This is a genomic window from Mesorhizobium sp. P2_D1 (genome assembly GCF_056404455.1).
The window spans coordinates 34,564-59,798 of record NZ_JBFUDZ010000005.1 but is presented as its reverse complement, the minus strand read 5'-3'; the positions used below and the strand labels follow the sequence as shown (position 1 = coordinate 59,798).

Annotated in this window: 21 protein-coding genes and 1 riboswitch; of the genes, 9 read left to right on the top strand and 12 right to left on the bottom strand. The window is 63.6% G+C overall.

Translation table 11 applies throughout. From position 1 onward, the window contains the following. Nucleotides 1-31 precede the first annotated feature (31 nt). From AC1D0I_RS06550 to murA, 4 genes are all read right to left on the bottom strand, one after another. Entirely contained in the window at nucleotides 32-1,552 is a 1,521-nt protein-coding gene (locus AC1D0I_RS06550) for an ABC transporter substrate-binding protein (RefSeq protein WP_477393832.1), read from the bottom strand. Nucleotides 1,553-1,675: 123 nt separating this feature from the next. Beyond that, nucleotides 1,676-2,599, bottom strand: coding sequence for an N-acetylmuramic acid 6-phosphate etherase (gene murQ, locus AC1D0I_RS06545; RefSeq protein WP_477300782.1), 924 nt, complete (start codon nucleotides 2,597-2,599; stop codon nucleotides 1,676-1,678). 180 nt (nucleotides 2,600-2,779) lie between these two features. Continuing rightward, nucleotides 2,780-3,658 (bottom strand): glucosamine kinase nucleotide-binding domain-containing protein, encoded by an 879-nt coding sequence (locus tag AC1D0I_RS06540; protein WP_477300780.1) that lies wholly within the window; start codon nucleotides 3,656-3,658, stop codon nucleotides 2,780-2,782. Next, a complete protein-coding gene (gene murA, locus AC1D0I_RS06535; protein WP_477300778.1) occupies nucleotides 3,655-4,911 on the bottom strand; it encodes a UDP-N-acetylglucosamine 1-carboxyvinyltransferase in 1,257 nt (418 codons plus the stop codon). The genes AC1D0I_RS06540 and murA overlap by 4 nt, the downstream gene beginning before the upstream one ends. Nucleotides 4,912-5,042: 131 nt before the next feature. On the opposite strand from murA, the gene AC1D0I_RS06530 reads away from it, so the two are divergent. Next, nucleotides 5,043-5,903: a MurR/RpiR family transcriptional regulator gene (locus AC1D0I_RS06530; protein WP_477393830.1), complete on the top strand. Its 861-nt coding sequence runs from the start codon at nucleotides 5,043-5,045 to the stop codon at nucleotides 5,901-5,903. A gap of 5 nt (nucleotides 5,904-5,908) precedes the next feature. Here AC1D0I_RS06530 and AC1D0I_RS06525 read toward each other — a convergent pair whose 3' ends face one another. After that, the gene (locus AC1D0I_RS06525) at nucleotides 5,909-7,264 is read right to left on the bottom strand and encodes a glutamine synthetase family protein (protein ID WP_477393828.1); all 1,356 of its coding nucleotides are present in this window, start codon (nucleotides 7,262-7,264) and stop codon (nucleotides 5,909-5,911) included. 342 nt (nucleotides 7,265-7,606) lie between these two features. Here AC1D0I_RS06525 and AC1D0I_RS06520 point away from each other — a divergent pair, with 342 nt between their 5' ends. Then, entirely contained in the window at nucleotides 7,607-8,419 is an 813-nt protein-coding gene (locus tag AC1D0I_RS06520; RefSeq protein ID WP_477393826.1) for a class I SAM-dependent methyltransferase, read from the top strand. 123 nt (nucleotides 8,420-8,542) lie between these two features. Here the strand turns inward: AC1D0I_RS06520 and AC1D0I_RS06515 are convergent, their stop codons facing one another. Next, on the bottom strand, nucleotides 8,543-9,241 hold the full coding sequence (locus AC1D0I_RS06515; protein WP_477300770.1) for a GntR family transcriptional regulator: 699 nt from the start codon (nucleotides 9,239-9,241) through the stop codon (nucleotides 8,543-8,545). 372 nt (nucleotides 9,242-9,613) lie between these two features. Here AC1D0I_RS06515 and ftsZ point away from each other — a divergent pair, with 372 nt between their 5' ends. The 6 genes from ftsZ to AC1D0I_RS06485 all read left to right on the top strand — a co-directional run bounded on the left by ftsZ (nucleotide 9,614) and on the right by AC1D0I_RS06485 (nucleotide 18,245). After that, a complete protein-coding gene (gene ftsZ / locus AC1D0I_RS06510) occupies nucleotides 9,614-10,651 on the top strand; it encodes a cell division protein FtsZ (protein ID WP_477393824.1) in 1,038 nt (345 codons plus the stop codon). Nucleotides 10,652-10,857: 206 nt separating this feature from the next. Further along, nucleotides 10,858-12,240 carry an SWIM zinc finger family protein gene (locus AC1D0I_RS06505; RefSeq protein WP_477393822.1) on the top strand — a complete coding sequence of 461 codons (1,383 nt, stop codon included), beginning with the start codon at nucleotides 10,858-10,860 and terminating at the stop codon, nucleotides 12,238-12,240. Continuing rightward, nucleotides 12,237-13,676: a DUF5691 domain-containing protein gene (locus tag AC1D0I_RS06500; protein ID WP_477393820.1), complete on the top strand. Its 1,440-nt coding sequence runs from the start codon at nucleotides 12,237-12,239 to the stop codon at nucleotides 13,674-13,676. Before AC1D0I_RS06505 ends, AC1D0I_RS06500 begins: the two co-directional genes overlap by 4 nt. A 19-nt stretch (nucleotides 13,677-13,695) precedes the next feature. Beyond that, a complete protein-coding gene (locus tag AC1D0I_RS06495; RefSeq protein WP_477225926.1) occupies nucleotides 13,696-14,775 on the top strand; it encodes an ATP-binding protein in 1,080 nt (359 codons plus the stop codon). Between the two features lie 4 nt (nucleotides 14,776-14,779). Further along, entirely contained in the window at nucleotides 14,780-17,029 is a 2,250-nt protein-coding gene (locus AC1D0I_RS06490) for a DUF5682 family protein (protein WP_477393818.1), read from the top strand. After that, nucleotides 17,022-18,245 carry a VWA domain-containing protein gene (locus AC1D0I_RS06485; protein WP_477393816.1) on the top strand — a complete coding sequence of 408 codons (1,224 nt, stop codon included), beginning with the start codon at nucleotides 17,022-17,024 and terminating at the stop codon, nucleotides 18,243-18,245. The genes AC1D0I_RS06490 and AC1D0I_RS06485 overlap by 8 nt, the downstream gene beginning before the upstream one ends. Before the next feature lie 70 nt (nucleotides 18,246-18,315). Here the strand turns inward: AC1D0I_RS06485 and AC1D0I_RS06480 are convergent, their stop codons facing one another. From AC1D0I_RS06480 to AC1D0I_RS06465, 4 genes are all read right to left on the bottom strand, one after another. Further along, a complete protein-coding gene (locus AC1D0I_RS06480) occupies nucleotides 18,316-18,750 on the bottom strand; it encodes a DUF6572 domain-containing protein (RefSeq protein WP_477393814.1) in 435 nt (144 codons plus the stop codon). A 31-nt stretch (nucleotides 18,751-18,781) separates the two neighbouring features. Next, nucleotides 18,782-19,846 (bottom strand): class II fructose-bisphosphate aldolase, encoded by a 1,065-nt coding sequence (fba, locus tag AC1D0I_RS06475; protein WP_477225929.1) that lies wholly within the window; start codon nucleotides 19,844-19,846, stop codon nucleotides 18,782-18,784. A gap of 163 nt (nucleotides 19,847-20,009) precedes the next feature. Beyond that, complete coding sequence (locus AC1D0I_RS06470) at nucleotides 20,010-20,483, bottom strand: 6,7-dimethyl-8-ribityllumazine synthase (protein ID WP_111546962.1); 474 nt, start codon at nucleotides 20,481-20,483, stop codon at nucleotides 20,010-20,012. 76 nt (nucleotides 20,484-20,559) lie between these two features. Beyond that, nucleotides 20,560-20,707: riboswitch (FMN riboswitch) on the bottom strand. A gap of 196 nt (nucleotides 20,708-20,903) precedes the next feature. Next, on the bottom strand, nucleotides 20,904-22,079 hold the full coding sequence (locus AC1D0I_RS06465) for an MFS transporter (protein WP_477393813.1): 1,176 nt from the start codon (nucleotides 22,077-22,079) through the stop codon (nucleotides 20,904-20,906). A gap of 48 nt (nucleotides 22,080-22,127) precedes the next feature. On the opposite strand from AC1D0I_RS06465, the gene AC1D0I_RS06460 reads away from it, so the two are divergent. Then, complete coding sequence (locus AC1D0I_RS06460; protein WP_095088168.1) at nucleotides 22,128-22,667, top strand: Lrp/AsnC family transcriptional regulator; 540 nt, start codon at nucleotides 22,128-22,130, stop codon at nucleotides 22,665-22,667. Between the two features lie 122 nt (nucleotides 22,668-22,789). On the opposite strand, the gene mtnA is transcribed toward AC1D0I_RS06460, so the two are convergent. Both mtnA and mtnK read right to left on the bottom strand, forming a co-directional pair. Beyond that, nucleotides 22,790-23,884 (bottom strand): S-methyl-5-thioribose-1-phosphate isomerase, encoded by a 1,095-nt coding sequence (gene mtnA / locus AC1D0I_RS06455; protein WP_477393811.1) that lies wholly within the window; start codon nucleotides 23,882-23,884, stop codon nucleotides 22,790-22,792. After that, nucleotides 23,881-25,152, bottom strand: a complete 1,272-nt coding sequence (gene mtnK / locus AC1D0I_RS06450) for an S-methyl-5-thioribose kinase (RefSeq protein WP_477393809.1) — start codon at nucleotides 25,150-25,152, stop codon at nucleotides 23,881-23,883. The genes mtnA and mtnK overlap by 4 nt, the downstream gene beginning before the upstream one ends. Between the last annotated feature and the right edge of the window lie 83 nt (nucleotides 25,153-25,235).

The following is a 25,235-nucleotide window of genomic DNA, read 5'->3' as shown; positions in this document are numbered from 1 at the left end:
GCGAAGAAGTCCTCTCGTCCAAGGCCGCCGGCTACTGCTGGATGGTCACCTTGCTCAGGCTGAACAGCGTGCCCGTCGGCGTCGGTACGAACCCGGCGATGTTCTTCTGCTGCGCCGTGTAGCTGTACGAGGTGTAGAGCCAGATCCATGGCGACATCTCGGCGAGGTGCTTCTCGAACTCGGCGAAGATCGCCTTGCGCGCCGCCGGATCGGTCTCGGCGCGGCCCTTCTGCATCTGGCTGTCGAGCGTGTCGTCGATGTAGTTGGCCACCTTCTGCAAATTGCCTGCCTTGGTCCAGTAGCGGTTGTACATGGTGTAGGGGTCGGCACGGCCGCCGTTGAGCGCGATCGCCATGTCGAAATCGCCCTTCAGCCAGGCGTCGACATAGACATTCAGCTCCATCATCTTGATGTCGAGCTTGACGCCGATTTCGGCCAGCTGCGACTGGATGACCTGGGCTTCCGCCGCCGCCGTCGGCGGCTCGCCGGTGGCACCGATCACGGTCGCCGAAAAGCCGTCGGCATAGCCGGCTTCCGCCATCAGCTTCTTGGCCTTCTCGACGTCGCGCTTGTAGCAGAACAGCTGGCTCGGATCAGTCGCCAGAGCCGGGATCGTCAGCGGTCCCGTGACCTTGCCTTCGCCGAGCGAAGCGGTGTCCAGCACCTCCTGCCGGTCGATGGCGCAGGAGATGGCCTGGCGCACCTTGAGCTCGGTCATCGGCTTGCGTGAGGGATTGAGCTGCAGCACGTGATAGGCGAGCACCGGCACGCGGTTCAGCTGCAGGCTGGCTTCCTTCGGCACCAGCGTGGCGACAAGCGGGTCGTTGAGCAGTGCGAAATCGATCTGCTTGGTGCGCATGGCGGCCAGGATCGCGGCTTCATCGGGAAGCACGCTGATTTCGATGCCGTCGACTCCGGTCGCGCCGCCGGCCCAATCCTTGTTCGCGCTCAGCACTTCCTTGGCATTGGGATCCCATTTGTCGAGCTTGAACGGTCCCGAGCCGACCGCCTTGGTGCCGATCGAGCCGGCCTTGATCTCGCTTGCCGGAACGATGGCCGCGTTGACGTCGCTCATCGCCGTCAGGATCGGCACGTCGGGCTGCGACAGATGAAACACGACGGTCGTCGCATCGGGCGTGTCGATGCTGGCGATCGACAGGAAGTTGGCGCGGGCGGCCGCGCCCGTCTTCTCGTCGAGGATGCGCTCGAACGATGCCTTGACGTCGGCCGAGGTCACCGCTGTGCCGTCCTGGAATTTCGCCTTGGGATCGAGCTTGAAAGTCAGCTCCTTGCCGTCCTTGGAGAATTCCCAAGAGGTGGCGATGGCGGGGATGATCTGCAGGCTGGCGTCGACCCGCACCAGCGGCTCATAGATCAGCTCCAGCAGCCGCAGCGACGAAAAGGCCGTCTGCTTGTGCGGATCAAGCCCGGTGGCGTCTTGCGACCAGGCCATATGCAGCGTCGCTGCATTCGCCTGCGTTGAAACCGCGGCCACGCCGAGCATCGCCGCCAGCGTGATGCCCGACAGCAGCTTTCTTGTGAGGTGAACCATTCTCGTCTCCCATTATGATTGAACTCGATGCCTTGCAGTTTCTGCGGACCGCTTCCAAGACACACATGCTTTGGAGTATCGGCCCAGTCTATGCGGCTTCACGCCGTCTTGTCTCATGCGGCTTCATGCTGTCGTGTCGCTGATTGCCTTTCGAAGGAAGCCCCCGGCCTTGCCGAGAGCCACGCGCGCCTCCTCGACGCCCATGCCGGTGATCGTCACCAGGATCGCCAGCTTCACATCGTTGCCGGTCTGGGCGAGCGCTTGCTTGGCTTGCTGCGCCGCGCAACCGGTGGTCTGCATGACGATCCTGGTTGCCCTGGCGACCAGTTTCTTGTTGGACGGGTTGAGGTCGACCATCAGGTTCTGGTAGCTCTTGCCGATGCGGATCATGCTGGCGGTGGTCAGCATGTTGAGCACCAGCTTCTGCGCGGTTCCCGATTTCAGCCGGGTCGAGCCTGTCAGCACTTCCGGCCCGACAACCGGCGAGATGGCGATGTCGGCGATGCCGGCAATGGTCGAGGCCGGATTGCAGGACAAGGCGACCGTCGCCGCGCCAACTTGCTTCGCATAACTCAATCCGCCGATGACATAGGGCGTGCGCCCACTGACGGCGATACCGACGACCACGTCGTCTGATGTGAGCCCGATCTCCAGCAGCGCCTTCGCGCCCATTTTCGGATCGTCCTCGGCGCCTTCCGTCGACCGCACCAGGGCGTCGGGACCGCCAGCGATCAGGCCGACGACCATGCCTTCGGGCACGCCGAACGTCGGCGGACACTCCGAAGCGTCGAGAACGCCGAGCCGGCCGCTGGTGCCGGCGCCCATATAGATCAGCCGCGCGCCTTTCTGGAAGGCAAGCACGATGCGGTCCACCGCGGCGGCGATTTCCGGCACGACCTTTTCGACAGCCGCCGGGACAGCCTCGTCCTCGTCATTGATCTTGCGCAGCACATCGATGGTCGGCAGCAGGTCGATGTCCATCGTCCTTGGGTTGCGGCCCTCGGAAATCAGCCGGTCCAGCTCGGACATCAACCCTTGTTCGGTCATCCCAGTGCTTTCAAATCGTGCGGCACGGCCGGCGTTGAGCAGAGCTCCCGACCGGCGCCAGCGCACACGGACGCTGTGTCCGTTTGCTGCTACCCTGTTTTCGTTTGTTAACTTTTTAGAATTTGATATTCGCAACGTCAACAGAAATATGGAATATATTATTCCTAACGGGGCCGGGCGCTATCGCCCGCCGCAGGACCGTTTGGCGAGGATGATCGCACCCGAGACCGCATCGCCATCAGCGGGCTTCAGGCGGCGCCGGACATCGGGGGAGAGCCAGGGCTCGAGCGCACTGGACAGGCCGCCCAGCAAGGTGACGCGCGGCGCGCCTTGTTCGAACAGCACCCGCACCAGCGTGTCGATCTGCTCGGCCGCGCCTTGCACGATGCGCCGCCCGACCGGATCGCCCTGGTCGGCATGGCGCATCACCATCGGCGCCAGCGCCGCATAGTCGGTGGCGCTGGCGCGGTCCATCCAGGCGACCGCTGCCATCGGGTCGCCCTCGAAGCGCTGCATCACCTCCGCCAACAGTGCTGTCCGCTCATGCCGGCCGTCGTGGGCGCGCAACGCCAGCTGCACGGCTTTCAGTCCAAGATCGGCGCCGCTGCCTTCGTCGGAGATCGGAAAGCCGTAACCGCCGACACGCAGGTCGCGGCCGTCGACAAAGCCGAGGCCGATCGAGCCGGTGCCGGCAATGACGATGGCGCCGTCCTGGCCGGAATGCGCGCCAAGGCAGGCGCCGACGCCATCGCTGACGAAATCGATGCTGGCAAACGGATGCGCGATCGCCCGCAACGCCTCCAGCGCACCCTTGCGGCCGATGCCGGCAAGGCCGATGCCGGCACGAATTCTGGCTGTCTCGGCTGGTCCGAAGCCTGTCTCTTCGATCGCCGCGCCAAAGGCTTTCGCAATGGAGGCCCAGGCCGCATCGATGCCGAGCCGCGTGGTCGCCGGGCCCGACAGGCCCTGTCCCAGCACGGTCCCATCCGTGTCCTCGATGCGGGCGCGACACCCGGTCCCGCCGCCATCGACGCCGAGAAAATAATCCGCGCTGTTCATGCGCTCAGCCGCTCGATATCGGCGCCGCACAGCCGCAGCTTACGGTCCAGTTGTTCATAACCGCGGTCGAGGTGATAGACGCGGTTGATGGTCGTCTCGCCCTCGCACACCAGCGCCGCCAGCACCAGCGACACCGAAGCGCGCAGGTCGGTGGCCATCACCGGTGCGCCATGCAGCTTGGCGCCACCACGCACCAACGCCGTGGTTCCCTGCAGCTTGATGTTGGCGCCGAGCCGCATCAGTTCGGGAACATGCATGAAGCGGTTCTCGAAGATGGTTTCACGCAGCAGCGATGCTCCCTCGGCGCAACACATCAGCGCCATGAACTGCGCCTGGAGATCGGTTGGAAACCCCGGATAGGGTTCCGTCGTGACGTCGACAGCCTTCAACGGCCGGTCGCGTGACACGATGAGCCCGCGGTCGCCCGGCCAGACGCTGACGCCGGTTGCTTCCAGCAATTGCACCACCGAGGCCATATGCTCGAGCCGCGCATGGGTCAGTTCCAGCTGGCCACCGGTGATGGCCGCGGCGATGGCATAGGTGCCGGCCTCGATCCGGTCCGGGATGATGTCGTGCCTTGCGGCATGCCAGTTCGTGTCGCCCGCGATCAGGATGCGGTGCGTGCCGGCGCCCTCGATGCGCGCGCCCATGGCGTTGAGGCACGCGGCGAGGTCCGCCACCTCGGGCTCGCGCGCCGCGTTGAGGATTTCGGTTTCGCCCTTTGCCGTGGCCGCCGCCATCATCGCGGTTTCCGTTGCCCCGACCGACGGCGAACTCAAGACGATGCGCGTCCCGGTCAGCCCGTTCGGCACCGATGCGACGATGGAACCATTCTCGATGGCGATCCTGGCGCCGAGTGCCGCGAGTGCGGCAACATGCATGTCGACCGGCCGCGCGCCGATCGCACAGCCGCCCGGCAGCGAAACCCGTGCATGGCCGAACCGGGCCAGCAGCGGCGCCAGGACAAGCACGGTCGCCCGCATCTTTCGCACCGTGTCGTAGGACGTCTCCTTGGAAACGGCGGCACTGGTGTCGATCGTCGCGGTATGCGCCGACCTCGTCACTTCCGCGCCGTGCAGCCGCACCACGCCGAGCATGTTTTCGACGTCGGTCACATCAGGCAGGTTGGTCAGTTCGAGCGGGTAGGGGCTGAGCAGGGCTGCCGCGATCTGCGGCAGGGCGGCGTTCTTGGCGCCGGATATGGTGACCGCGCCTTCCAGTCTCTGTCCGCCCACGATCCGCAATCTGTCCATGCGCCGAAACCTTGTGTGATGAGGTTCGAGAATTAATTGTGCGTTCTTGGCTGTCAATCAGAATTGGAATATTTTATTCCTATCGCGGCACGCTGTGCGGCTTGTCGACCTGAAAAGCGTAAGGGAATCTCGTGTCCGTTCTGAACAGGATCAATGCGAAGCTCGACGGCATGGCGCCTGGCGATCGTGAGATCGGCCGGTACATCGTCGACAATCCCGACCAGATGCTGCGTCTGTCGACGGCCGCACTTGCGGCCGAGATCGGTCGCAGCCAGTCGAGCGTGGTCAAGTTCAGCCAGAAACTCGGCTATGCCAGCTATCAGGAGCTCAAGCTCGCCGTCAGCGAGGCCAAGGCGCAGGAATGGCAGGTGCCGGCCGGCGTCATCCATGGCTCGATCGAGGTCGGCGACAGCTACCAGGTCATCCTGAAGAAGCTGGTCGGCAGCAAGCTTCTGTCGATACAGCGGACCGTCGCCGCCAACACCGAGCGGATCATCTCCAGGACGCTGGAATTGCTGGACGGCGCGCGCCGCATCCATCTGGTCGGCGTCGGCGCCTCTTCGCTGGTGGCGCGCGATTTCTCCTACAAGCTGATGAAGCTCGGCCGCAATGTCCTGCACGACAGCGACAGCCACGTCCAGATGGCCAATGTCTCGACGCTCGGGCCAGGCGATGTGCTGTTCGCTCTTTCCTATTCCGGCGCCAGCATCGAAACCCTGCGCATCGCCGAGCTGGCCCGCAAGCGCGGCACGATGGTGATCGCCGTCACCGGCGTCCACGACAATCCGCTGAGCCGGGTTTCAGACATCTGCCTTTACACCATCGCCGACGAGGAGCGTGCGCGCTCATCCTCCATCACCGCGCGCGACGCACAGCTGGCGCTGACCGATCTTCTGTTCATCCTGCTGGTGCAGCGGCAGCCGGACGCCAACGAGTATGTCCACAACAGCGAAGTGGCGGTCTCGGTGCTGAAGGCCGAACTGCCCTCGTAGATGCCTCAAACGCTTTCGAGATAGGTCTCGATCTCGAAGTCGCTGACATTGAGGGCGAACGTATTCAACTCCTGGCGTTTGCAGGCGACAAAGGAGTCGCGCAGGATCGCCGGAAAGATCTCGGCCACATGTGTTCCGCTCTCAAAACTGGCGATCGCCGATGCCCAGTCCGGCGGCAGTTTGGCCGGCACAAGCCCTTGCCCGTCGCTCCCGGTCGGATCGCCAGGCGACATCTGTCTTTCAATGCCGATCAGCGCGGCGCCCAATATGGCGGCAAGCACCAGATAGGGATTGGCATCGGCTCCCGAAACGCGATGCTCGATGCGACGCGCGCCGGTCGGGCCGCCGGGAATGCGGATCGCGACCWTGCGGTTCTCGTAGCCCCAGGCCACGGCGGTCGGTGCATAGGATCTCGGACGCAGCCGGCGGTATGAATTGAAGTGCGGTGCGAACACCAGCGTGCTCTCGGCCATCGCCGCGAGCAGGCCGCCGACCGCATGGCGCATGATCTCCGAGCCCTGGTCCGTGCCGTCGTCGAAGACGTTGCGTCCTTCGGCGTCGGTCAGGCTGAAGTGGACGTGAAAGCCGTTGCCGGCGCGGTCGCCATAGGGCTTGGCCATGAAACAGGCGGCAAAGCCGTGCTTGCGGGCGATGCCCTTCACCGTGCGCTTGAACAATACGGCATCGTCAGCCGCCCGCAGGGCGTCGGCGACGTGGTTCAGATTGATCTCGAACTGGCCGACGCCATTTTCGGCAATGGCCGTGTCGACGGGAATGCCTTGCGTTCGGCAGGCCTCGTAGACGTCGTGGATGAAGGATTCGAAGTCGTCGATCTCATCGATCGACAGCGCCGCATCGGAATCGAGACGGCGCCCGGTGACCGGCGAGACGGGCCCGACCGGCCGCTGCGACTGCGGATCGACGAGGTAGAATTCGAGTTCCGTCGCCGCGACCGGGGTCAATCCCAACGCCTTGTAGCGATCGAGAATGCGGGCCAGCGCCCGCCGTGGATCGCCAAGATACGGCGCGCCGGTTTCGTCGGCGAGCCAGAGCGGGACAAGCGCCGTCGGATGCGCCGTCCAGGCCACCGGGAGAATGCCGCGTCCCGTCCATTGGCAAAGCCCGTCGGCGTCGCCTGTCGAGAAAACCAGCGTGTTGCCTTCGATGTCTTCGCCCCAGATGTCGAGGCCGATCAGGGAGTAAGGCATGCGCAGCTTGCCTTCGAGCGCCTTGCGCGCCTGCTCGACCGGGATGCGCTTGCCGCGCATGACGCCGTTGAGGTCGCACACAGCCGCCCTCAGGCTCTGGATGTCGTTCCTGCTTTCAAGCCAGTTCAAAACGTCCGCAATTGCATCGCTCAATTTGTAACCTCTGGTTTTTGAAGGTGCCGCAGCCTGATCGGCTACACTGTCCCTGGTAACAATAGCTCGTGAGTTTTCGAAAACGAAACCTGACCACTGCCAGGCGTTTTTCTTATTTTTTCAAGTCACTAGCTGGGATGTCGGGAGGCATTTCAAAACCAATTGCGCGATCTGCGATCGCAACATAGAGGCAAGAGAGCGGAAAGCCAAGGGGGCATTTGAACTGCCGCGGCTCTCCGCCGACATAGCTGCATATGCTGCTGGAGCCTCTCGGTCAAAAGCGACCAGGCCGACAATTGTGTGCTAGTCTCGCGCGCTTCTGAATGATGGCGGGTGGTGGTGATGTCAGAAACGGACAAGGTGTTCGCGGGCTCGATTCCGGAAAACTACGACCGCTATATGGTGCCGTTGATTTTCGAGCCGTTCGCCGCGGATCTTGCTCGACGAGCAGCGTCCCTGTCGCCAAGTGCCGTCTTGGAGATCGCCGCGGGCACCGGGGTTGTCACCCGCGCATTGGCGCCAAAACTGTCCACAAGCGCAAGCTATGTCGTCACCGACCTCAACCAGCCGATGCTCGACTTCGCCGCTTCGCAACAAGCTCCCGACAGTCGCATCGAATGGCGCCAGGCGGACGCTTTGGCGCTGCCGTTCGAAGATGCGGCCTTCGACCTCGTTTGTTGTCAGTTCGGCGCGATGTTCTTTCCCGACCGCCCGTCTGGCTACCGCGAAGCAAAGCGGGTCCTGAAGCCCGGAGGTCATTTTCTATTCAACGTATGGGATCGCCTCGAGGAGAATGTATTTGCCAATGATGTGACGAATGCTCTCGCAAGGATGTTTCCGAACGATCCGCCGCGCTTTATGGCACGCACGCCACACGGCTACCACGATACGGCCCTGATCCGTAGCGAGCTGGAGGACGCGGGCTTCTCCCGTGTGGTAATCGAGACGAGAGCCGAACAAAGTCGTGCATCCTCGCCGCGCCTTGCGGCCGTTGCTTATTGCCAGGGAACTCCTCTTCGCAACGAAATCGAGGCCAGGGGCGCGGGAGAACTGGAAGCTGCAACCGACTGCGCGGCCTCCGCGATTGCGGACAGGCATGGCCGCGGCGAGATTGCCGCCAAAATTCAGGCCCACGTGATCATGGCCGTGGTCTAGCGCCCTAGAGCAACTCCAGGAAAAGTGTGAAACGGTTTTCCCGGGAAAAGCGCGTAGCGCTTTCCCTCAGGGAATTGCGTCAAAACAAAGAGATAGAGCCGTTCGGCGTTTCCGTGAAACGCTCTAGGCTCTCGGTTCCGGAAACCGCGCCTGCTGGAGAATATGTGTGGCGCCCTCGTCGATGTCGCGAACGATGGCCGAGCGCGCGCGCTCCCCGTCCTGGGCCTCGATCGCCGCGACGACCTCCTCGTGATAGTCGATGTCGAGGATAGAGGCGAGATCGTCCTCGAACCCCATGGCCAGGTTCCTCAGAAAAGGGCCGACCTGCATCCAGACGGTTTCGATCAGGAAGATCATCTGCTCGTTGCCGCAATGGCGATAGATCGAGAATTTGAAGTCGTAGTTCTTCCGCAGATAGTCATCGATATCGCCCTTGCGGGCCGCCAAAGTCAGGTCGGTGGAGTGGCGTCGGATCGTCCGCAGGTTGTTGCCGTTGATGAGCTTTGTCGCAAATTCGGTCGCCGAGCCTTCGAGGATCGTCCGCACGGCGGTCAACTGCGAAAATCGCTCTGCCGAAATGACTGGCACTTCCACGCTGCCGTTCGGCATCGGGCTCAGCGCGCGCAGCGCCTGCAGCCGCATGAAGGCACTGCGCACCGGCATGTCGCTGGTGCCGAGTTCCTTGGCAAGCTTGCGCGAGGTCAGCTTCTGGCCGGGCAAGAACTGGCCGGACATCAAGGCTCTGACCAGCTCCAGATAGACCTTCTCATGCAAGGGGACGGTGTCGACGGCGGTCAACCCGAATTGTGTTTTGTCGGCCATTGGCGGGGGGCGCTACTTCATTCGTTCTGAAATTGACCCTGACGACATCAGCCGCAGATAGTCTTGGTTGGCCGAACGCGGCGAGAACGCCGAAGTCAGCGACTTCTCGGCCGGCATGATAGACGCACCGATCGCAGCGCCGCAAGCCGTGTCGGCACAGCCGAGGCCTGGCTGCCGGCGTCCATGCCACGGTGTGCAAAACCATCATCACAAAACTTGACCTTGCTTGCACTTGCACCTCTGGCCGCTCTCTGGCTTTTTGAGGTACCCATCCGAACGGACTGATTCGCGTCATGCCGCTCGATTGCAATCTCCCCAGGCAGTCTGCGGATGGGTCGTGAAGCGCGCGCAATTGGCGAAGGAGAAACAGGCATGGCCGAGTTCAAGAAGCCCGAAATCTCCGAAATGAGACCCAAGATCACCGTTATCGGCGTCGGCGGTGGCGGCGGCAACGCCGTCAACAACATGATCGCGGAGCAGCTTCAGGGGACCGAATTCATCGCCGCCAACACCGACGCGCAGGCGCTGACCATGTCGAAGGCAACGCGGCTGATCCAGCTTGGCGCGCATGTCACCGAAGGGCTGGGCGCCGGATCGCTTCCCGAGATTGGCCGCGCCGCGGCCGAGGAATCGCTCGACGAGATCATGGATCATCTGGCCGGCACGCATATGTGTTTCGTCACCGCCGGGATGGGCGGCGGCACGGGAACCGGCGCTGCTCCGATCATTGCCCAGGCGGCGCGCAAGGCCGGCATCCTGACAGTGGGCGTCGTCACCAAGCCTTTCGCTTTCGAGGGCAGGCGCCGCATGCAGATGGCCGAAGAGGGCATCGAGCGGCTGCGCGAAAGCGCCGACACGGTGATCGTCATCCCGAACCAGAACCTGTTCCGGATCGCCGATGCCAAGACCACCTTCGCCGATGCGTTCGTCATTGCCGACCGCGTGCTTTATTCCGGCGTCAGCTGCATCACCGATCTCATCGTCAAGGAAGGCCTGATCAATCTCGACTTCGCCGATGTCAAATCGGTGATGCGCGACATGGGCCGCGCCATGATGGGAACCGGCGAGGCCTCCGGCGACGGCCGGGCGATGAAGGCGGCGGAAGCCGCGATCGCCAACCCGTTGCTGGACGAAGTGTCGATGAAGGGCGCCAAGGGTGTCCTGGTCTCGATCTCTGGCGGCAGGGACATGACCCTGTTCGAGGTCGACGAGGCCGCCACCCGCATCCGCGAAGAGGTCTATGAGGACGCCGACATCATCGTCGGCGCCATCTTCGACAAGAGCATGGAAGGCCGCTTCAGGGTTTCTGTGGTGGCGACCGGGCTCGATCGCGCCTTTGGGGCAGAGGACGCCGATACCGGCATCGCCCGGGGCAATGTCGGCCAGCCGCCAGCGCGGACGCTTCAGTAGCCACCTTCTGCGCACATCCCTGGCAAAGGGTCAGGTTGCTTGACAACGCTGTGGCCTGCGTATCGGCTTTGCTCAGCGCACTCTAACTTGCGGCCCGCTGTATCGGTCTCTATCCCTCTGCTGCTACAAGAATCCTTCACCGACGGCCATCTATACTGGCAACCGGCATTCGTTCGAGCGACGAGAGGCGCGGCTTGGAATTTGACTTGAAAACCATCGAGGCGCTTGCGCCCGACCAGGCGTCGTTGAGCGCCGCTTCCAAGTTGACCAAGCAATCGAACTGGCCCCGGCTCGAAAAGAACAAAGAGCTGGCTCTCATCTGGGGGGAATGTCAGGGTTCCGGGTCCAATCCCTACCGCGTGGTCGTCGACACCGGCGACCATGGTTACAAATGCACCTGCCCGTCGCGGAAATTTCCCTGCAAGCACACTTTGGCGCTGATGTGGATCGCCGCCACCACGCCGGCCAGCTTTGCCGCGGCCGGCTCGACGCCGGAATGGGTGAACGATTGGCTGAGCCGTCGCAGGAAGACCACGTCGCAACCTGTGGAACCGACACAAGGTGCGGGAGGCAAGAGCATCGGCGAAGCCGCGCGCGACGAAAGCTCTGTCGTCGAGGACGCGGCCGCGGTCGAACGCCGCGAGGCAGCGCAGCGCAAGCGGGCAGAAGACACGCGATCCTCCGTGTCGGCGGCGCTGGATGAACTCGATCAATGGATCGCCGACCAGTTGCGGCTTGGCCTTGCCGGCTTTGTCGACAACAGCAGCGATCGGTGCCGCCGGATTGCCGCGCGGCTGGTCGACATGAAGGCGACGGCACTTGCCGGCCGCATCGACGAGATACCGTCTAGGTTGATGGCGTTGCGCAGCGAGGAACGGCCGGACGCGGCGATCCGCGAACTCGGCAAGCTTGTGCTGCTGGCCAAAGCCTGGCGGTCGGCACCCGATGACCCGGAACTGAGGCGGCTGGTCTCGACCTCCGAGAGCCGCGAACAGGTGCTGGCCAATCCCGATGCGATCCAGGTCGAAAGCGCTTGGGAAGTGCTCGGCGAGAAGATCGAATCTCGCCGTGACGGTCTTGTCAGCCATTCGACCTGGCTGCTCGACCTGAACAGCGCGACCTCGCAATTTGCCCTGCTGCTCGACTATTTTCCGGCGTCGGCCGGTCGCCGGTCGAATGCGTTCACGCCGGGCGATCGTTTCGAAGCCCGGCTGATCTTCTATCCGGCGCGCCAGCCGCTGCGGGCATTGGTGGCGGACCGCAGGGGTGACGTCTCGTCCGGCGCGTGGCCCGATTTCGGCGTTGACGCGTCGGATCCGCTGGCGGCCCATATTGTTCGCCAGGACGCCGCGCCCTGGGTTACCGATTGCCCCGTCATGCTGCCGCCCGGAGCGATCCTGCTGGACGATCGCGGTGCCGCCTGGTGGCAGGCCGCCGGCGATCCGCACGGCATCGCCTTGCCAATCGCCGACACCGTCAACCCAACGCTGCTTGGGCTGGACCTCAAGGCAACGGCCGCACTTTGGAACGGCAACCGGCTTGAGCTCCTGGCGGCGCAGAGCGGGTTCGGGAGGCTTGATCTGTCATGAATGAGATCGAGCAGACCGGCCTGGCGACCATGCGCGACTGCTGGATAACCGGCGGCGCCACCTTCGACCTGGCTCCGGCTGCATGGCAGCAGATCGCGGGCAGTGCAAACCCCGACGAGCGCGAGCGCCGGTTGCTGGCAATCGCCGCGCAGGCCCTCGACATTGCCTTGCGGCCAACCGCGCCGAAGATGCTGAAACAACGCCCGCCACTGCCTGAACTTGCCTTGCCCATGCTGCCGGAGCGGCTGCGGCCGCTTTTGCGAGCCGCGCTGAAGCATGCAGCCGACGCAAGGACCAAGACACGCGTGGCCACGCTCGTCGCCAGCCGAGGCTTCGTGCTGCATCCAATGGATTGGATGCCCTCTGCGTCGTATCAGGAAAGTCCGGACGTTTATGCCCCCTGGGTCGATTGGCAAGCAGGTGTGGATGGCGAGAAACAATCCCGCCGGGAACAACTGACCGTGGAAACCTGGGATGATTTCTATCCCGCTGCGCGCCGTACCGCGCTGGCCGATATGCGCCGCACCGTTCCGGCGCTGGCCAGGCAACTGATCGAGGCCAAGGGGTCAAGTGAGCCGGCGGAGATCAGATCTGCTCTCATCGAACTCATGCGCTTCGGCTTGGGCGCCGATGACGTGCCATTCCTGAAGAGCCTCTCTGCCGACCGCTCCGGCAGGGTGCGCGAACTGGCTGGCCGGCTGCTGGCAAGGTTGGGAGAGCATGGCAACCCAGGCGATGGCGGGACGGAAGATCCGACAGCCGAGCTCGCCGCCTTCATCGCCGAAGGCAAATCCGGCTTCATCCGCCGCCGCACCACCTATACACCGATAAGACTCAAGGCGCCCGCGCAGGAAGCACGCCGCGGCGACTTGTTTGCCACCTGTTATCTGGGCGATCTTGCTGCCCGCTTCGGCGTTACCGAGTCCGATTTCCTCGGGGCATGGCAGTTCGGCGTCGACGACAATGCCGATCTCTTCCTCGTTCGAATGGTCTCGGTGTCCGGCAGTGATGCAGCGGTGGCGCATTTGGCCGATACGCTTGGCGCCGGAGGCGGCAAGCCGGCGCTTCTCGTCCTCCATCTCATGGCGCGTTTGGACAGCGGCAGGAAGCGTGTGTTGACCAGGCAAATCCTGAAAGACACGCAGAATCTTCACGCGCTCAACCAGGTCGAAGGCATCGAAGCAGGCTGGCTGGAATGGGCCGACCTGACAAACGGCCAGACGCTCCCGGCATTGCGTTCCGCTGTTGCGGGAAACGACGAGCCGGTGAAGCGAAGCGCCGACCAGACACTGGAGAATCTGGGGTTTCTGGCGACAGCGGCGACGGCAGAAAAATTGATCGGGGATGTCGTTGCGGCCGGCATGGCGCCGGCGGCGCCTTCGCTCGGTCTCCTGCGCCTCAATGCGGCACTGGCCGGGCCTGGAATCGACACATGATCACTCGGGAGAACAGCAAATGAACGCAGTCATCCGACTTCCGGTCGAGCAGGCCTACGCCGCCGAATTGCAGGCGCTCTCGCGCAATGACGACCGGCAAAAGCCCGCCGGATGGAGCCTTTCGCCCAAGGCGGTTCTCACCTATCTGCTCGGCGGAAAGGCAGATGACGGGACGCTGATAACGCCAAAATATGTCGGCCGCCGCCGGCTGATGGAGACCGCCGTGGCAACGCTCGCCACCGACCGGGCGCTGTTGCTGCTCGGCGTGCCGGGCACCGCCAAATCCTGGGTGTCGGAGCATCTCGCCGCCGCCATCATGGGCGACTCGACATTGATCGTGCAGTGCACGGCCGGCACCGACGAGAACCAGATCCGCTATGGCTGGAACTACGCGCAGCTTCTGGCCAAGGGCCCGAGCCAGGAGGCGCTGGTGCCGACACCGCTCTACCGCGCCATGCAGGACGGCAAGCTCTGCCGCCTCGAGGAACTGACGCGCATGGGCTCTGACGTGCAGGACACGCTGATCACCGTGCTTTCCGAAAAGATGATGCCGATCCCGGAACTCAACACGTCGATCTACGCGCAGCGCGGTTTCAACATCATCGCCACGGCCAACAACCGCGACAAGGGCGTCAACGAGCTGTCATCGGCATTGAAGCGCCGCTTCAATGTCGTCGTGCTGCCGTTGCCCGAGGATATGGCGGAAGAGGTGGCGATCGTCTCGAAGCGGGTCGGCGAGATGGCCGGCGGCCTCGACCTGCCGGTGCCGAAGAATGTCGGCGAGGAGATCGCCCGCGTGCTCACCATCTTCCGCGAATTGCGCTCCGGTGCCACCGCCGATGGCAAGGTGACGTTGAAGACGCCGTCCGGTTCGCTGTCCACGGCGGAGGCCATCGCCACCATGGTTGGCGGCCTCAGCCAGGCGGCCTGGTTCGACAGCGGCAAGCTCGGCGCCGAAGGCCTGGCTGCGAGCCTGGTCGGCGCGATCGTGAAGGATCCGGTGCAGGACAAGCTGGTGCTGGAAGAATATCTGGAAACAGTGCTCAAGAAGCGGCCCGACTATGCCGGCTATTACGCGGCCTTGAACGCGGCGATCTGACGCCATGGCGCTGAGCGACGTTTCCTATTTCGGCATACGCCATCACGGGCCCGGCTCCGCCGACAGCCTGGTGCAGGCGTTGCAGGACTTGAAACCGGTCGCCGTGATGATCGAAGGGCCGGCCGATGCCTCCGCGTTGCTGCCGCTGCTTGCCCGGGCCGAAATGCAGCCGCCGGTGGCGCTGCTCTGCTATCCGGAAGACGATCCGGCTTCGACCAGCTTCTGGCCCTTCGCCGAGTTCTCGCCGGAATACCAGGCGGCCCTGTGGGCTGTTGGCAACAACGCGGCCTTGCGGTTCATCGACCTGCCGTCATCGGCCCGGGTTGCGGCGGTTGATGATGCTGAGGATGCCGATGCCGATGAAGCGGAACCCGGCGCCGACAACGAGACGGCTCAGCATGTGCGTGACCCGATCGGCACACTGGCGCAAGCCGCCGGCTATGAAGATGGCGAGAGCTGGTGGTCCGATATCATCGAGCAGAATCCGCAGCCAGGTCCCATCTTTGCCGCGATTTCCGATGCCATGACGACGCTGCGTGACGGCGAGGGCCCGCTAGCCGAATTCGAGGCCAGGCGTGAAGCGCATATGCGGCTTGAAATCACCGCGGCGCGCAAGGAGGTCGAGGGGCCGATCGCTGTCGTTTGCGGCGCCTGGCATGTGCCTGCATTGAAAGCGACGCGACCGCAGAAAGAGGATCAGGCGCTTCTCAAGGGGCTCGCCCGGCGCAAGAGCACGATGACCTGGGCGCCATGGACGGGGCCACGCCTGGCCCTGGGCTTCGGCTATGGCGCTGGTGTCGTCGCGCCCGGCTGGTGCAAGCATCTGTGGCGCACGCGCGGCCGCCACGACGCGGCAACCTTGTGGCTCGCAATGATCGCGGCGGTGCTGAGAGGCAAGGGACATATGGTCTCGACCGCTTCGCTGATCGAAGCCGAACGGCTGGCGCGTGCGCTGGCCGCGATCCGCGAGCGGCCAAAGCCTGGTTTCGAGGAATTGCGCGACGCCGCTATCGCCGCCCTGTTCAACGGCGAAGCGCTGCTTTGGGCGCTGGTCGAAGCCGAACTGCTGCTGGGCGCCGATGTCGGTGAAATTCCGCCCGACACGCCAATGGCGCCGCTGATCGAGGATCTGCAGCGCAACCAGAAGGCGGCGCGGCTGAAGCCCGAGGCGCTGGAGCGCGAATTGTCGGTCGATCTCCGCAGCGAAAGCGGGCTGTTTCGTTCGACCTTGTTGCACCGGCTGAACGTGCTTGGCGTGCATTGGGGCAAGTTGACTGACAGCGGACGCAGCCGCGGTACGTTTCGCGAGCGATGGGCGCTCTCGTGGGAGCCGGAATATGCCGTTCGCCTGGTCGAGAACCTGATCTACGGGCCGACCATCGAGAAGGCCGCCAATGGCCGGCTGATCCAGATGATCGGCGCGTCGGCCTCTCTCGACGCGCTGGCGGGACTGGTTCAGGGCGCCATCACGGCAAACCTGTCCGAGGCGTCGGCCGCCGGTCTCGTGGCATTGGAGGAACGCGCGGCGCACAGCAGCGAGTGCCTGGAAATTCTGGCATCGGTGCCGCCGCTCGCCGACATCATTCGCTATGGCGAGGCGCGCAAGACGGAAACGGCCCGCCTGTCCGGTCTGCTGGAACGGCTGATCATCGAAGGCGGGATAGCACTCGCCTATGCCGCCCGCGACCTCGATGACCAGGCTTCGACGACGCTGGTTGGCGCGATGCGCAAGGCCGATGAAGCGATCCGGCTGGTCGAGCCAGGGGAAGACGTGCTGGACGGCTGGCGCAACGGACTGGCTGCGGTGCTCGATGGATCGCGATCGACGGCGCTGGTTGCAGGCTGTGCCGCGCATCTGCTCTACGAAGCCGGCCATCTGTCCGCCGACGCCGCAGCCGGCCTGATCGCACGGCGCCTGTCGCCGGGAACGCCGGTCATGGAGGCCGCAGGGTTCTTCGAAGGCTTCTTCAGCACCGCCAGTCAGCGGCTCATCTATGACGAGGCACTGCGCGGAGCGGTCGATGCCTGGCTCCAATCCCTCGACGAAGATGCCTTCATTGCGCATCTGCCGCTGCTGCGCCGGGTCTTCTCGCATCTGGACTCGATGGAGCGGCGGCGGCTGATCGAAGCGGTGCTCGGCCGCACCGCACGCCTGCCGGCCGGACTGACACCGACGCCGGATGGCGACGCCGCATGGCGTCGGCACCTGGAACGGCTTGGACCCTTGCTGACGGGCGGGAACGGCAATGGATGACGCGGCCGAAATGAACGAACCCGCCACCGAGGACGGACGCGAGCGCCGCTGGCGCCTGGCGATCGGCGCCGATGATGAGAAATCGACTTCGCTTTCCGACACGGACAAGCGGCTTTCTGCGGCGCTCGATGCACTCTATGGCAATGGCGCCGGCGATGCGGCTGCCGACCCGCGCAAGCGCCGCGGCGGGCTCGGCCGTTCGGCGCCGCGGGTGGCACAGTGGATGGGCGATATCAGGTCGTTCTTTCCCGCGCAGGTCGTGCAGATCGTCCAGAAGGATGCCTTCGAACGCCTCAACCTGAAGCAGATGCTGATGGAGCCCGAGTTCCTCAAGGCGATCGAGGCCGACGTCAATCTCGTTGCCGACCTGATTTCGCTGCGCTCGGTCATGCCGGCCAAGACCAAGGACATCGCGCGTACGATCATCGCCGATATCGTCGCCAAGCTGATGCAGCGGCTGGAGCAGAAGACCGCCGAGGCGATACGCGGCGCGGTCGATCGTTCGCAACGCACCAATCGGCCACGCCAGCGCGACATCGACTGGCCGCGCACCATCTCGGCCAACCTTCGCCACTACCAGCCCGAGCATAAAACCATCGTGCCGGAGAAGCTGGTCGGCTTCATGCGCAAACAGCGTCGCCTCGTCGATCTGGACGAGGTTGTGCTGTGCGTCGACCAATCCGGCTCGATGGCAAGCTCGGTGATCTACGCCTCGATTTTCGCCGCGGTGATGGCCTCGTTACCGGTCGTGCGGACCAAACTCGTCTGCTTCGACACGGCCATCGTCGATCTCACCGAGGAGCTCAGCGATCCCGTCGAAGTCCTGTTCGGCGTGCAGTTGGGCGGCGGCACCGACATCAACCAGGCCGTCGCCTATTGCGCGGAGCGCATCGAACGGCCGACCAAGTCGCATATGGTGCTGATCACCGACCTTTATGAAGGCGGCAACGGCCAGGAATTGCTGCAGCGGCTGGCAGCACTTGTTCGATCTGGCGTCAATGTCGTGGTGCTGCTGGCGCTGACCGACCAGGGCAGGCCCGGTTACGACCCCAAGATGGCAGGCTCCGTTGCCGCGCTCGGCGTTCCGGTCTTTGCCTGCACGCCGGATTTGTTTCCAGACTTGATGGCGGCGGCATTGCGCCGCGAGGATATCGGCGCATGGGCGGCCGCCGCCGACATCAAGCTGGTTCGCGCCGAGACCGAGACGCCGGAGTGAAACACAGTCGCAACGAGTGGCAATCTGGCGAAACTGTTTTCGCCCGCTCTGCGGCTGCTCTTATATGAGATCAAAAATTTGCGCCGCCCGAGCCCCAGACGAAACGCACGCCTTCAGCTTCTAGCCTGTTAGCGATTTTACACAAAAATGACTCTGCGGTGGGAACGGGAAGGTGACGAAGTCGAAGTRCAATAGACAATTTGTTTAGTGAAGTCCTTGGATGCCCTTGTCGAAACTGATCGCTTTTCGCAATCTCCAAGTAGGAGTTCGCTCTCTTTGATATAATATCGAGATGAGCAATTACCGTTTTCTCGTCTGTCCACCGCAGCGTGTCGCTGATGACGAACCGCAAACGGTTATCTCCTAAGGGGACCTCCAGATCATTTGAGAAGCCATCCTTGATTGCAAACGTCTTGCTAAGGTCCAAAGACTGCCCCTTTATTCGAAGTCTCGTGCGTTCCCTCCTCGATTTTCCAACCGACCTAGGCACCAGAGCCGCCAGCATGTGCTTGGCGGCTCTGGATGGTTGATCGAGCTCAGCCGAATTTCGGGTCGAGACTGCCCGACTTGTAGCGCTTGGCCATTTCGGCCACCGGCAGCGGCTTGATCTTCTGCGCATTGCCGGCGGTGCCGAACTGCTCGAAGCGCTCCTTGCACAGCTTCCGCATAGCCGCCATGGCCGGCGTCAGATACTTGCGCGGATCGAACTCGCTCGGATTCTCGGTCAGCACCTTGCGGATGGCGCCGGTCAGCGCCATGCGGTTGTCGGTGTCGATGTTGATCTTGCGCACGCCGTGCTTGATGCCGCGCTGGATCTCCTCGACCGGCACGCCCCAGGTCGGCTTCATCTGGCCGCCATATTTATTGATGATCTCCTGCAGATCCTCGGGCACCGAGGACGAGCCGTGCATGACCAGATGCATGTTGGGCAGCCTGCGGTGGATCTCCTCGATGACGTTCATGGCCAGCACCGCGCCGTCCGGCTTGCGCGAGAATTTGTAGGCGCCATGGCTGGTGCCCATGGCAACCGCCAGCGCATCGACATGGGTGTGCTTGACGAACTCCACCGCCTGTTCCGGGTCGGTCAGAAGCTGGTCGTGGCTGATCTCGCCTTCGACGCCGTGGCCGTCTTCCTGCTCGCCCCCACCGCTCTCCAGTGAGCCAAGCACTCCGATCTCGCCTTCGACGGAAACACCGCCCCAATGCGCCATGTCGACGACGCGCCGGGTGATGCCGGAATTGTAGGCGTAGTCGGCCGGCGTCTTGCCGTCCTCCTTCAGCGATCCGTCCATCATCACCGATGTGAAGCCGTACTGGATCGCGGTGACGCAGGTGGCTTCATTGTTGCCGTGGTCGAGATGCATGCAGACCGGGATGTCGGGGTGGATTTCGACCAGCGCGTCGATCAGCTTGGCCAGCACGACGTCATTGGCGTAGGCGCGAGCACCACGGCTCGCCTGCAGGATGACCGGCGACTTGGTCTCCTCGGCGGCCTCCATGATGGCGAGGCCCTGTTCCATATTGTTCATGTTGAAAGCGGGCACGCCGTAGCCGTATTCGGCGGCGTGGTCGAGCAATTGTCTCAGTGTTATGCGAGCCACCCAATAGTCTCCCGTATCTGGTTTCAAGCGCAACGTCGTGGGCCGGCCGATCGTCGGTCGGCCCCTGATGCTTCTGGCCGGATTTCAGGCCAACCGCAACCTTCTGCGGTCCTGTCGGTCGCAATTCTTGTTGCAGGGCTGAAATCCGGCCGTTTTGGCGATCTCAGGCCGCGATCAATTCCCGCGCCGCCAGGATCTGCACGCAGGCATTGGCCGCTTCCTTGCCCTTGACGGTGAAGTGCTCGAAGAAGAAGCGGTGATGCTCGGCGCTGTCATGGTAGTTGTGCGGCGTGAGCACCGCCGACAGCACCGGCACGCCGGTCGACAGTTGCACATTCATCATGCCGTCAATGACGGCACTGGCGACGAACTCATGCCGGTAGATGCCGCCGTTGACGACAAACGCCGTACCGAGGATCGCGGCATAGCGGCCGGTCCCGGCCAGGGTCTTGGCGTGCAGCGGAATTTCGTAGGCGCCGGGAACGTCGAAGACATCGACGGCGAAGCGCTCGCCGCCGATGTCAGCCAGTTCCGCTTCGAAGGCCTGCACGCACTGGTCGACGATGTCGGCATGCCAGCGCGCGCGAATAACGGCGATGCGGGTCGTTTCATAGTCTTTGTGGGAATGCTGATTCATGGGTCCATCCTTCCGTTTCGAACCAGAATCAGGACGCACGATACGAAATCCGGCCCGCCGAGACGGTCCGTGTTCCGTTCGTTCTCTTCCATCCGGACTGTAACCGTCGGCTCCGGAATCACACCGGATCTGCTGACCTTTCCGATTTTGCCGGAAAGCGCTCGCGGGCTTGGGCCGAAACCCTCACCGCCGGTGGGGACTTTCACCCCGCCCTGAGAACACTAACGCCGTTTGTATGAAAGGGCAGGGCGCCGCTGTCAATCGTGTGAAAGACGGATGGCCAATACAGTCTGTCAACTGGAGCAATTCCAGGAAAAGTGTGAAGCGGTTTTCCCCGGAAAAGCGCATGGCGTTTTCCCTTGGGAATTGCGTCAAAAAAGGGAGAGGTAGAGCGGCGTTTCCGCGAAACGAGGAACCGCTTTATCGCGTGCGCCACGCCGCCGCCGAAGCGGCAATCAGCATGAGCAATGCCGCAACCGTCGCGCAGGTGGCGAAACCGAAGCTGGAATAGAGCGGGCCGAAGCCCGTGGTGCCGACAAACACCGCCAGATAGGTCACCGCGCTGTTCAAGCCCATGATCGTGCCGCGCCGCGAAGGATCGAGCGCCGACAGTCGCATCACCAGGACGTTAAGTCCAAAATGGTTGGCAAGCCCCCAGACCGCCACCATGGCGATGGTCAGGCCGAAACTGCCACTCGTCGCGGCCATGGCGACATAGACGACGGCGACAAGAAGATAGGCAAATGGCATGACGCGACGGGCGCCCAGGCGATCGATGACGCCGTCGAGGAGAGCAGCCGTGCCGAAGCCGATGCCATAGGCAAGTGCTGCCCATCCGTTGGCGCTGACCGGTCTCCCCAATCCGCTGTGCAGGTGATCACCGAGATAGCCATAGACGCCGTAGAAGGCGGTCATGAAGGCGGCACAGGCGATGAGCAGCGGCACGATGCCGGGAATGCCGAGCGCCTCCAGCGGCGTCGGCGCCGGGCCACTCTTCCTGGCGTCGCTCAGTGACGACAGTGTAAGACCGGCCAAGGCAAGCGTTGCCAGCAGCGCGACCGCGGCGAAAACGGCGCGCCAATGCACGAGATCGGCAAGCACGGCCGACAACGAAACGCCGGCGACCATGCTCAGCGTCCATCCGGTCAGCACGACGCCGATCGTGCCGCTTTCCCGGCCAGGCGGCGCGATGGCCGCGGAACTGGCATAGATGGCCGGCATGGCGATACCGGCAGCAATGCCGGCCAGCAATTGTGCCGCGACCAGCATCATCACCGTCGGTGCAGCCGCGCTGGCGACGAGCGCTATCGCCAGCAACAGCAATGCGCCCTGCAACATCCGGCGGGCGCCGATCCGGTCGATGTAGCGTGCCAGGAACAGGGCGCTTGCCGAGGTGCCAAGGCCGAACACGGCCGCCGCTATCATGACCACCGGTACGCTGATCGCAAACGACGCGGCCACGGCCGGTGCAATCGGGCCCAGCACAAGCGAATTCGAGCCGATCACGGCGATGCATCCGGTCAACAGATAGGCAAGGGCCGGGATCGGCGCCCGGGCGTTCGCGGCCAATGGTACAACTTGATCAGCGTTCGACATATGACCATAATGACCGCATTAAATTCTGCGGCAACCGGAGATTTCAGCATGGACGAAGAAACAGATGGCATTCCGCAGAACAGGTCTGCCGCCCGTGAGCTCGACGCAATTGACCGAAAAATATTAGGCGTCCTGGTCGATGACGCGACCGTCAGTTATGCCGAGCTCGGCGATCGCGTGGGGCTTTCACCGCCGGCGGCGCACGAGCGCGTCAAGCGCCTGCGGCGCAGCGGCGCCATCCGCAACACCGCGGCAATCATCGATCCCCACGCGGTGCGCAAGCCGCTGCTGGCTTTCGTCCACATCGACACCAAGGGCTGGGGAAAGACGCCGGAACTGATGGCGGTTTCACAGTATCCGGAAGTCGAGGAAATCCATACCGTCGCCGGTGACACCTGCATGCTGCTCAAGGTCCGCACCGAAGACACCAGAGCACTCGAAGGCCTGCTGTCACGCCTCTACGAAACGCCGGGCGTCACCTCGACGCGCAGCTACGTGGTGCTGTCGACCTATCTCGAGCGGCCGGTACAGCCGGGCGTGACCGCGACGTGGCCGACGCCCAAGCACATGAGCAAGCCGCTTTATTAGCGTTGCATTCGAAGCCGGGTCTTAGAGCAGTTCACTGGTTCACGGAACCGGCAACCTGCTCTAACTCATTGTTTTGACGCAATTCCGGACGGAAAACTGTTTCACATTTTTCCTGGATTGCTCTAGCCGCGCTCGGGAAACATCGCCTTCAGACCCTCGCGCGATGCCTTGGCGACGCCGCGTTCGGTGATCAGGCCGGTCACCAGCCGCGCCGGCGTCACGTCGAAGGCCGGGTTCGCCGCGGGTGTCGTCTCGGGCGAGATGCGCACCTGGGCGATCTCGCCGGCAGAGGTCTTGCCCCAGACCAGCGAAACCTCGTCGGCCGAGCGCTGCTCGATCGGGATATCGGCCAGCCCGTCATGCACCGTCCAGTCGATGGTCGGCGACGGCAGCGCGACATAGAACGGCACGTCGTTGTCGGCGGCGGCRAGTGCCTTGAGATAGGTGCCGATCTTGTTGCAGACATCGCCGTTGGCGGTGGTGCGGTCGGTGCCGACGATGACCATGTCGATTTCGCCGCGCTGCATCAGGTGGCCACCGGCATTGTCGACGATCAGCGTATGCGGCACGCCATGGCCAGCCATCTCCCATGCGGTCAGCTGGGCGCCCTGGTTGCGCGGCCGCGTCTCGTCGACATAGACGTGGACCGGAATGCCGGCCTCGGTTGCCAGGTAGATCGGCGCGGTGGCGGTGCCGTAGTCGACGGTCGCCAGCCAGCCTGCATTGCAGTGGGTCAGGATGTTGACGGGTTCGCCCTTCGGCTTGCGCGCCGCGATCGCCTTGATGATGGCGAGCCCGTTCTCGCCGATGGCGCGGTTGAGGCCGACATCCTCGTCGGCGATTTCGCTGGCCCGCCGATAGGCGGCTTCGGCCCGTTGTTCGGGAGGCAATGGCCTGAGGAAGCGCCGCATCTCGTCCAGCGCCCAGCGCAGATTGATCGCCGTCGGCCGCGTCTCGTGCAAAGTCTCCCAGACCGCATCAAGTGCGGCATCCGATGGATCGTTCGCCATCTGCATTGCGACGCCATAGGCAGCGGTAACGCCAATCAGCGGCGCGCCGCGCACCCACATGTCGCGGATCGCTGTGGCGATGCCGGTGACGGTGTCGATCTTCTCGACACGGAAATCATGCGGCAGCCAGCGCTGGTCGATGATCTCCACCGAACGCCCGTCGTCGCTCAGCCAGATGGTCCGATAGTGGCGGTCGCCGACGTTCAAATGCTGCTCTCCTGTTCAATCAGCGCGGCCAGGTGATTGACCTCGTCGATGCTGTGGATCTGGCGCCGGTTGACGGCGAGGTGGCGGCCGAATTTCAGCGCCTTGGCCTCACAACTGGCGCGCAGATCCTCGTCGGCAATGGTCTCGAAATCGGCATTGTGGGCGAGGCCGAGGATACGCCGGTGGACCTCGATGCCGGCAAAGCCGAGCAGATCGGTCCAGATCTGGTGCAGCACATGGTCGAGCGCCTGTTCGGCGCCGAGCCTGTCGCCCTGATCCTCGAACAGGCTTTTCTGGTAGAGCATGCCGGTGCGCTCGGTGCGCCACAGATGCGAGAACTCGGCGCGGAACACGACCCAAGTCTCGACGGTCACCGCGAGCAGATAGGCGCGCATGGCGTCGCGCTTGCCGCTCTGCTCGTGTCCCCGCTGCGAGAAGAAGGACATCCAGAAATTGGCGAGCAGCATGCCGACATCGAACGCCATCGGGCCGTAAAAGGCGAATTCGGGGTCGATCATCCGCGTCTGTGAGTCGGTGACCATGATCGAGCCGGAATGCAGGTCGCCATGCAGCAGCGTTTCGGCATTGGCGGCGAATATGTGCTTCAGCCGCTGCGCCTCGACCTTGAGGTCGCGGTCGGCGCGCAGCTCCGCGACGAGGTCGTCGAGCTGCGGCGAGGTGTGCCGGTTCATCCTGGCGTCGAAATAGGGGTCCGAGAACACCAGGTTCTCGGTGATGTCGCAGAGTTCGACATTGTCGGCAAACAACGCCAGATCGGCCTTGCGGTCCTTGGCTGCCATATGCAGGTCGGAGCCGCGAAACAGGGTGCGGGCCATGAATAGGCCGATATCCCTGGCAATGTTCGGCAGCTGCCGGCCTTCGATCAGCGCCCGCCGCAGGATGATGTGCGGTGACAGATATTCCATGATGATCAGCGCCTGGCCTTCATCGAAATGGTAGATCGCCGGCACCGAGCCCGGCGCGCGCGCCTCTTGCCGGGTCAGCGCGTGGTATTCGAAGAACGAGCGCTTCAGCGGCAGCGGCCAGCTGTCGCCGACCAGGCGGACATAGGGCAGGGCCTGCTTGACCACCGCTGCACCGCTGGCGCCTTCGACGATGAACACCAGGTTCAGATTGCCGTCGCCGACCTCGCGGACCTTCCAGGCGCTCGTGTCCTTGCCGATCCGCGCGCGCAACGCCTCGTTGTCGCCAAGACGGCTCGGGAGCGTCTCGACCGACAGTGCTTCGAACTGCAATTTTCCAGTCATCGTCATCCTCCCGCATATGCGCTCCGAACATAACGGAGGCATGGCGGCCGGGCCAAGCTAGGAAGCGATCTGGCAATTGTCAA

Coding starts and splice junctions, on each gene's coding strand:
- AC1D0I_RS06550 (WP_477393832.1), bottom strand. CDS start 1,552: ATGGTTCACCTCACAAGAAAGCTGCTGTCGGGCATCACGCTGGCGGCG.
- murQ (WP_477300782.1), bottom strand. CDS start 2,599: ATGACCGAACAAGGGTTGATGTCCGAGCTGGACCGGCTGATTTCCGAG.
- AC1D0I_RS06540 (WP_477300780.1), bottom strand. CDS start 3,658: ATGAACAGCGCGGATTATTTTCTCGGCGTCGATGGCGGCGGGACCGGG.
- murA (WP_477300778.1), bottom strand. CDS start 4,911: ATGGACAGATTGCGGATCGTGGGCGGACAGAGACTGGAAGGCGCGGTC.
- AC1D0I_RS06520 (WP_477393826.1), top strand. CDS start 7,607: ATGTCAGAAACGGACAAGGTGTTCGCGGGCTCGATTCCGGAAAACTAC.
- AC1D0I_RS06515 (WP_477300770.1), bottom strand. CDS start 9,241: ATGGCCGACAAAACACAATTCGGGTTGACCGCCGTCGACACCGTCCCC.
- ftsZ (WP_477393824.1), top strand. CDS start 9,614: ATGGCCGAGTTCAAGAAGCCCGAAATCTCCGAAATGAGACCCAAGATC.
- AC1D0I_RS06500 (WP_477393820.1), top strand. CDS start 12,237: ATGAATGAGATCGAGCAGACCGGCCTGGCGACCATGCGCGACTGCTGG.
- AC1D0I_RS06495 (WP_477225926.1), top strand. CDS start 13,696: ATGAACGCAGTCATCCGACTTCCGGTCGAGCAGGCCTACGCCGCCGAA.
- AC1D0I_RS06490 (WP_477393818.1), top strand. CDS start 14,780: ATGGCGCTGAGCGACGTTTCCTATTTCGGCATACGCCATCACGGGCCC.
- AC1D0I_RS06485 (WP_477393816.1), top strand. CDS start 17,022: ATGGATGACGCGGCCGAAATGAACGAACCCGCCACCGAGGACGGACGC.
- AC1D0I_RS06470 (WP_111546962.1), bottom strand. CDS start 20,483: ATGAATCAGCATTCCCACAAAGACTATGAAACGACCCGCATCGCCGTT.
- AC1D0I_RS06465 (WP_477393813.1), bottom strand. CDS start 22,079: ATGTCGAACGCTGATCAAGTTGTACCATTGGCCGCGAACGCCCGGGCG.
- AC1D0I_RS06460 (WP_095088168.1), top strand. CDS start 22,128: ATGGACGAAGAAACAGATGGCATTCCGCAGAACAGGTCTGCCGCCCGT.
- mtnK (WP_477393809.1), bottom strand. CDS start 25,152: ATGACTGGAAAATTGCAGTTCGAAGCACTGTCGGTCGAGACGCTCCCG.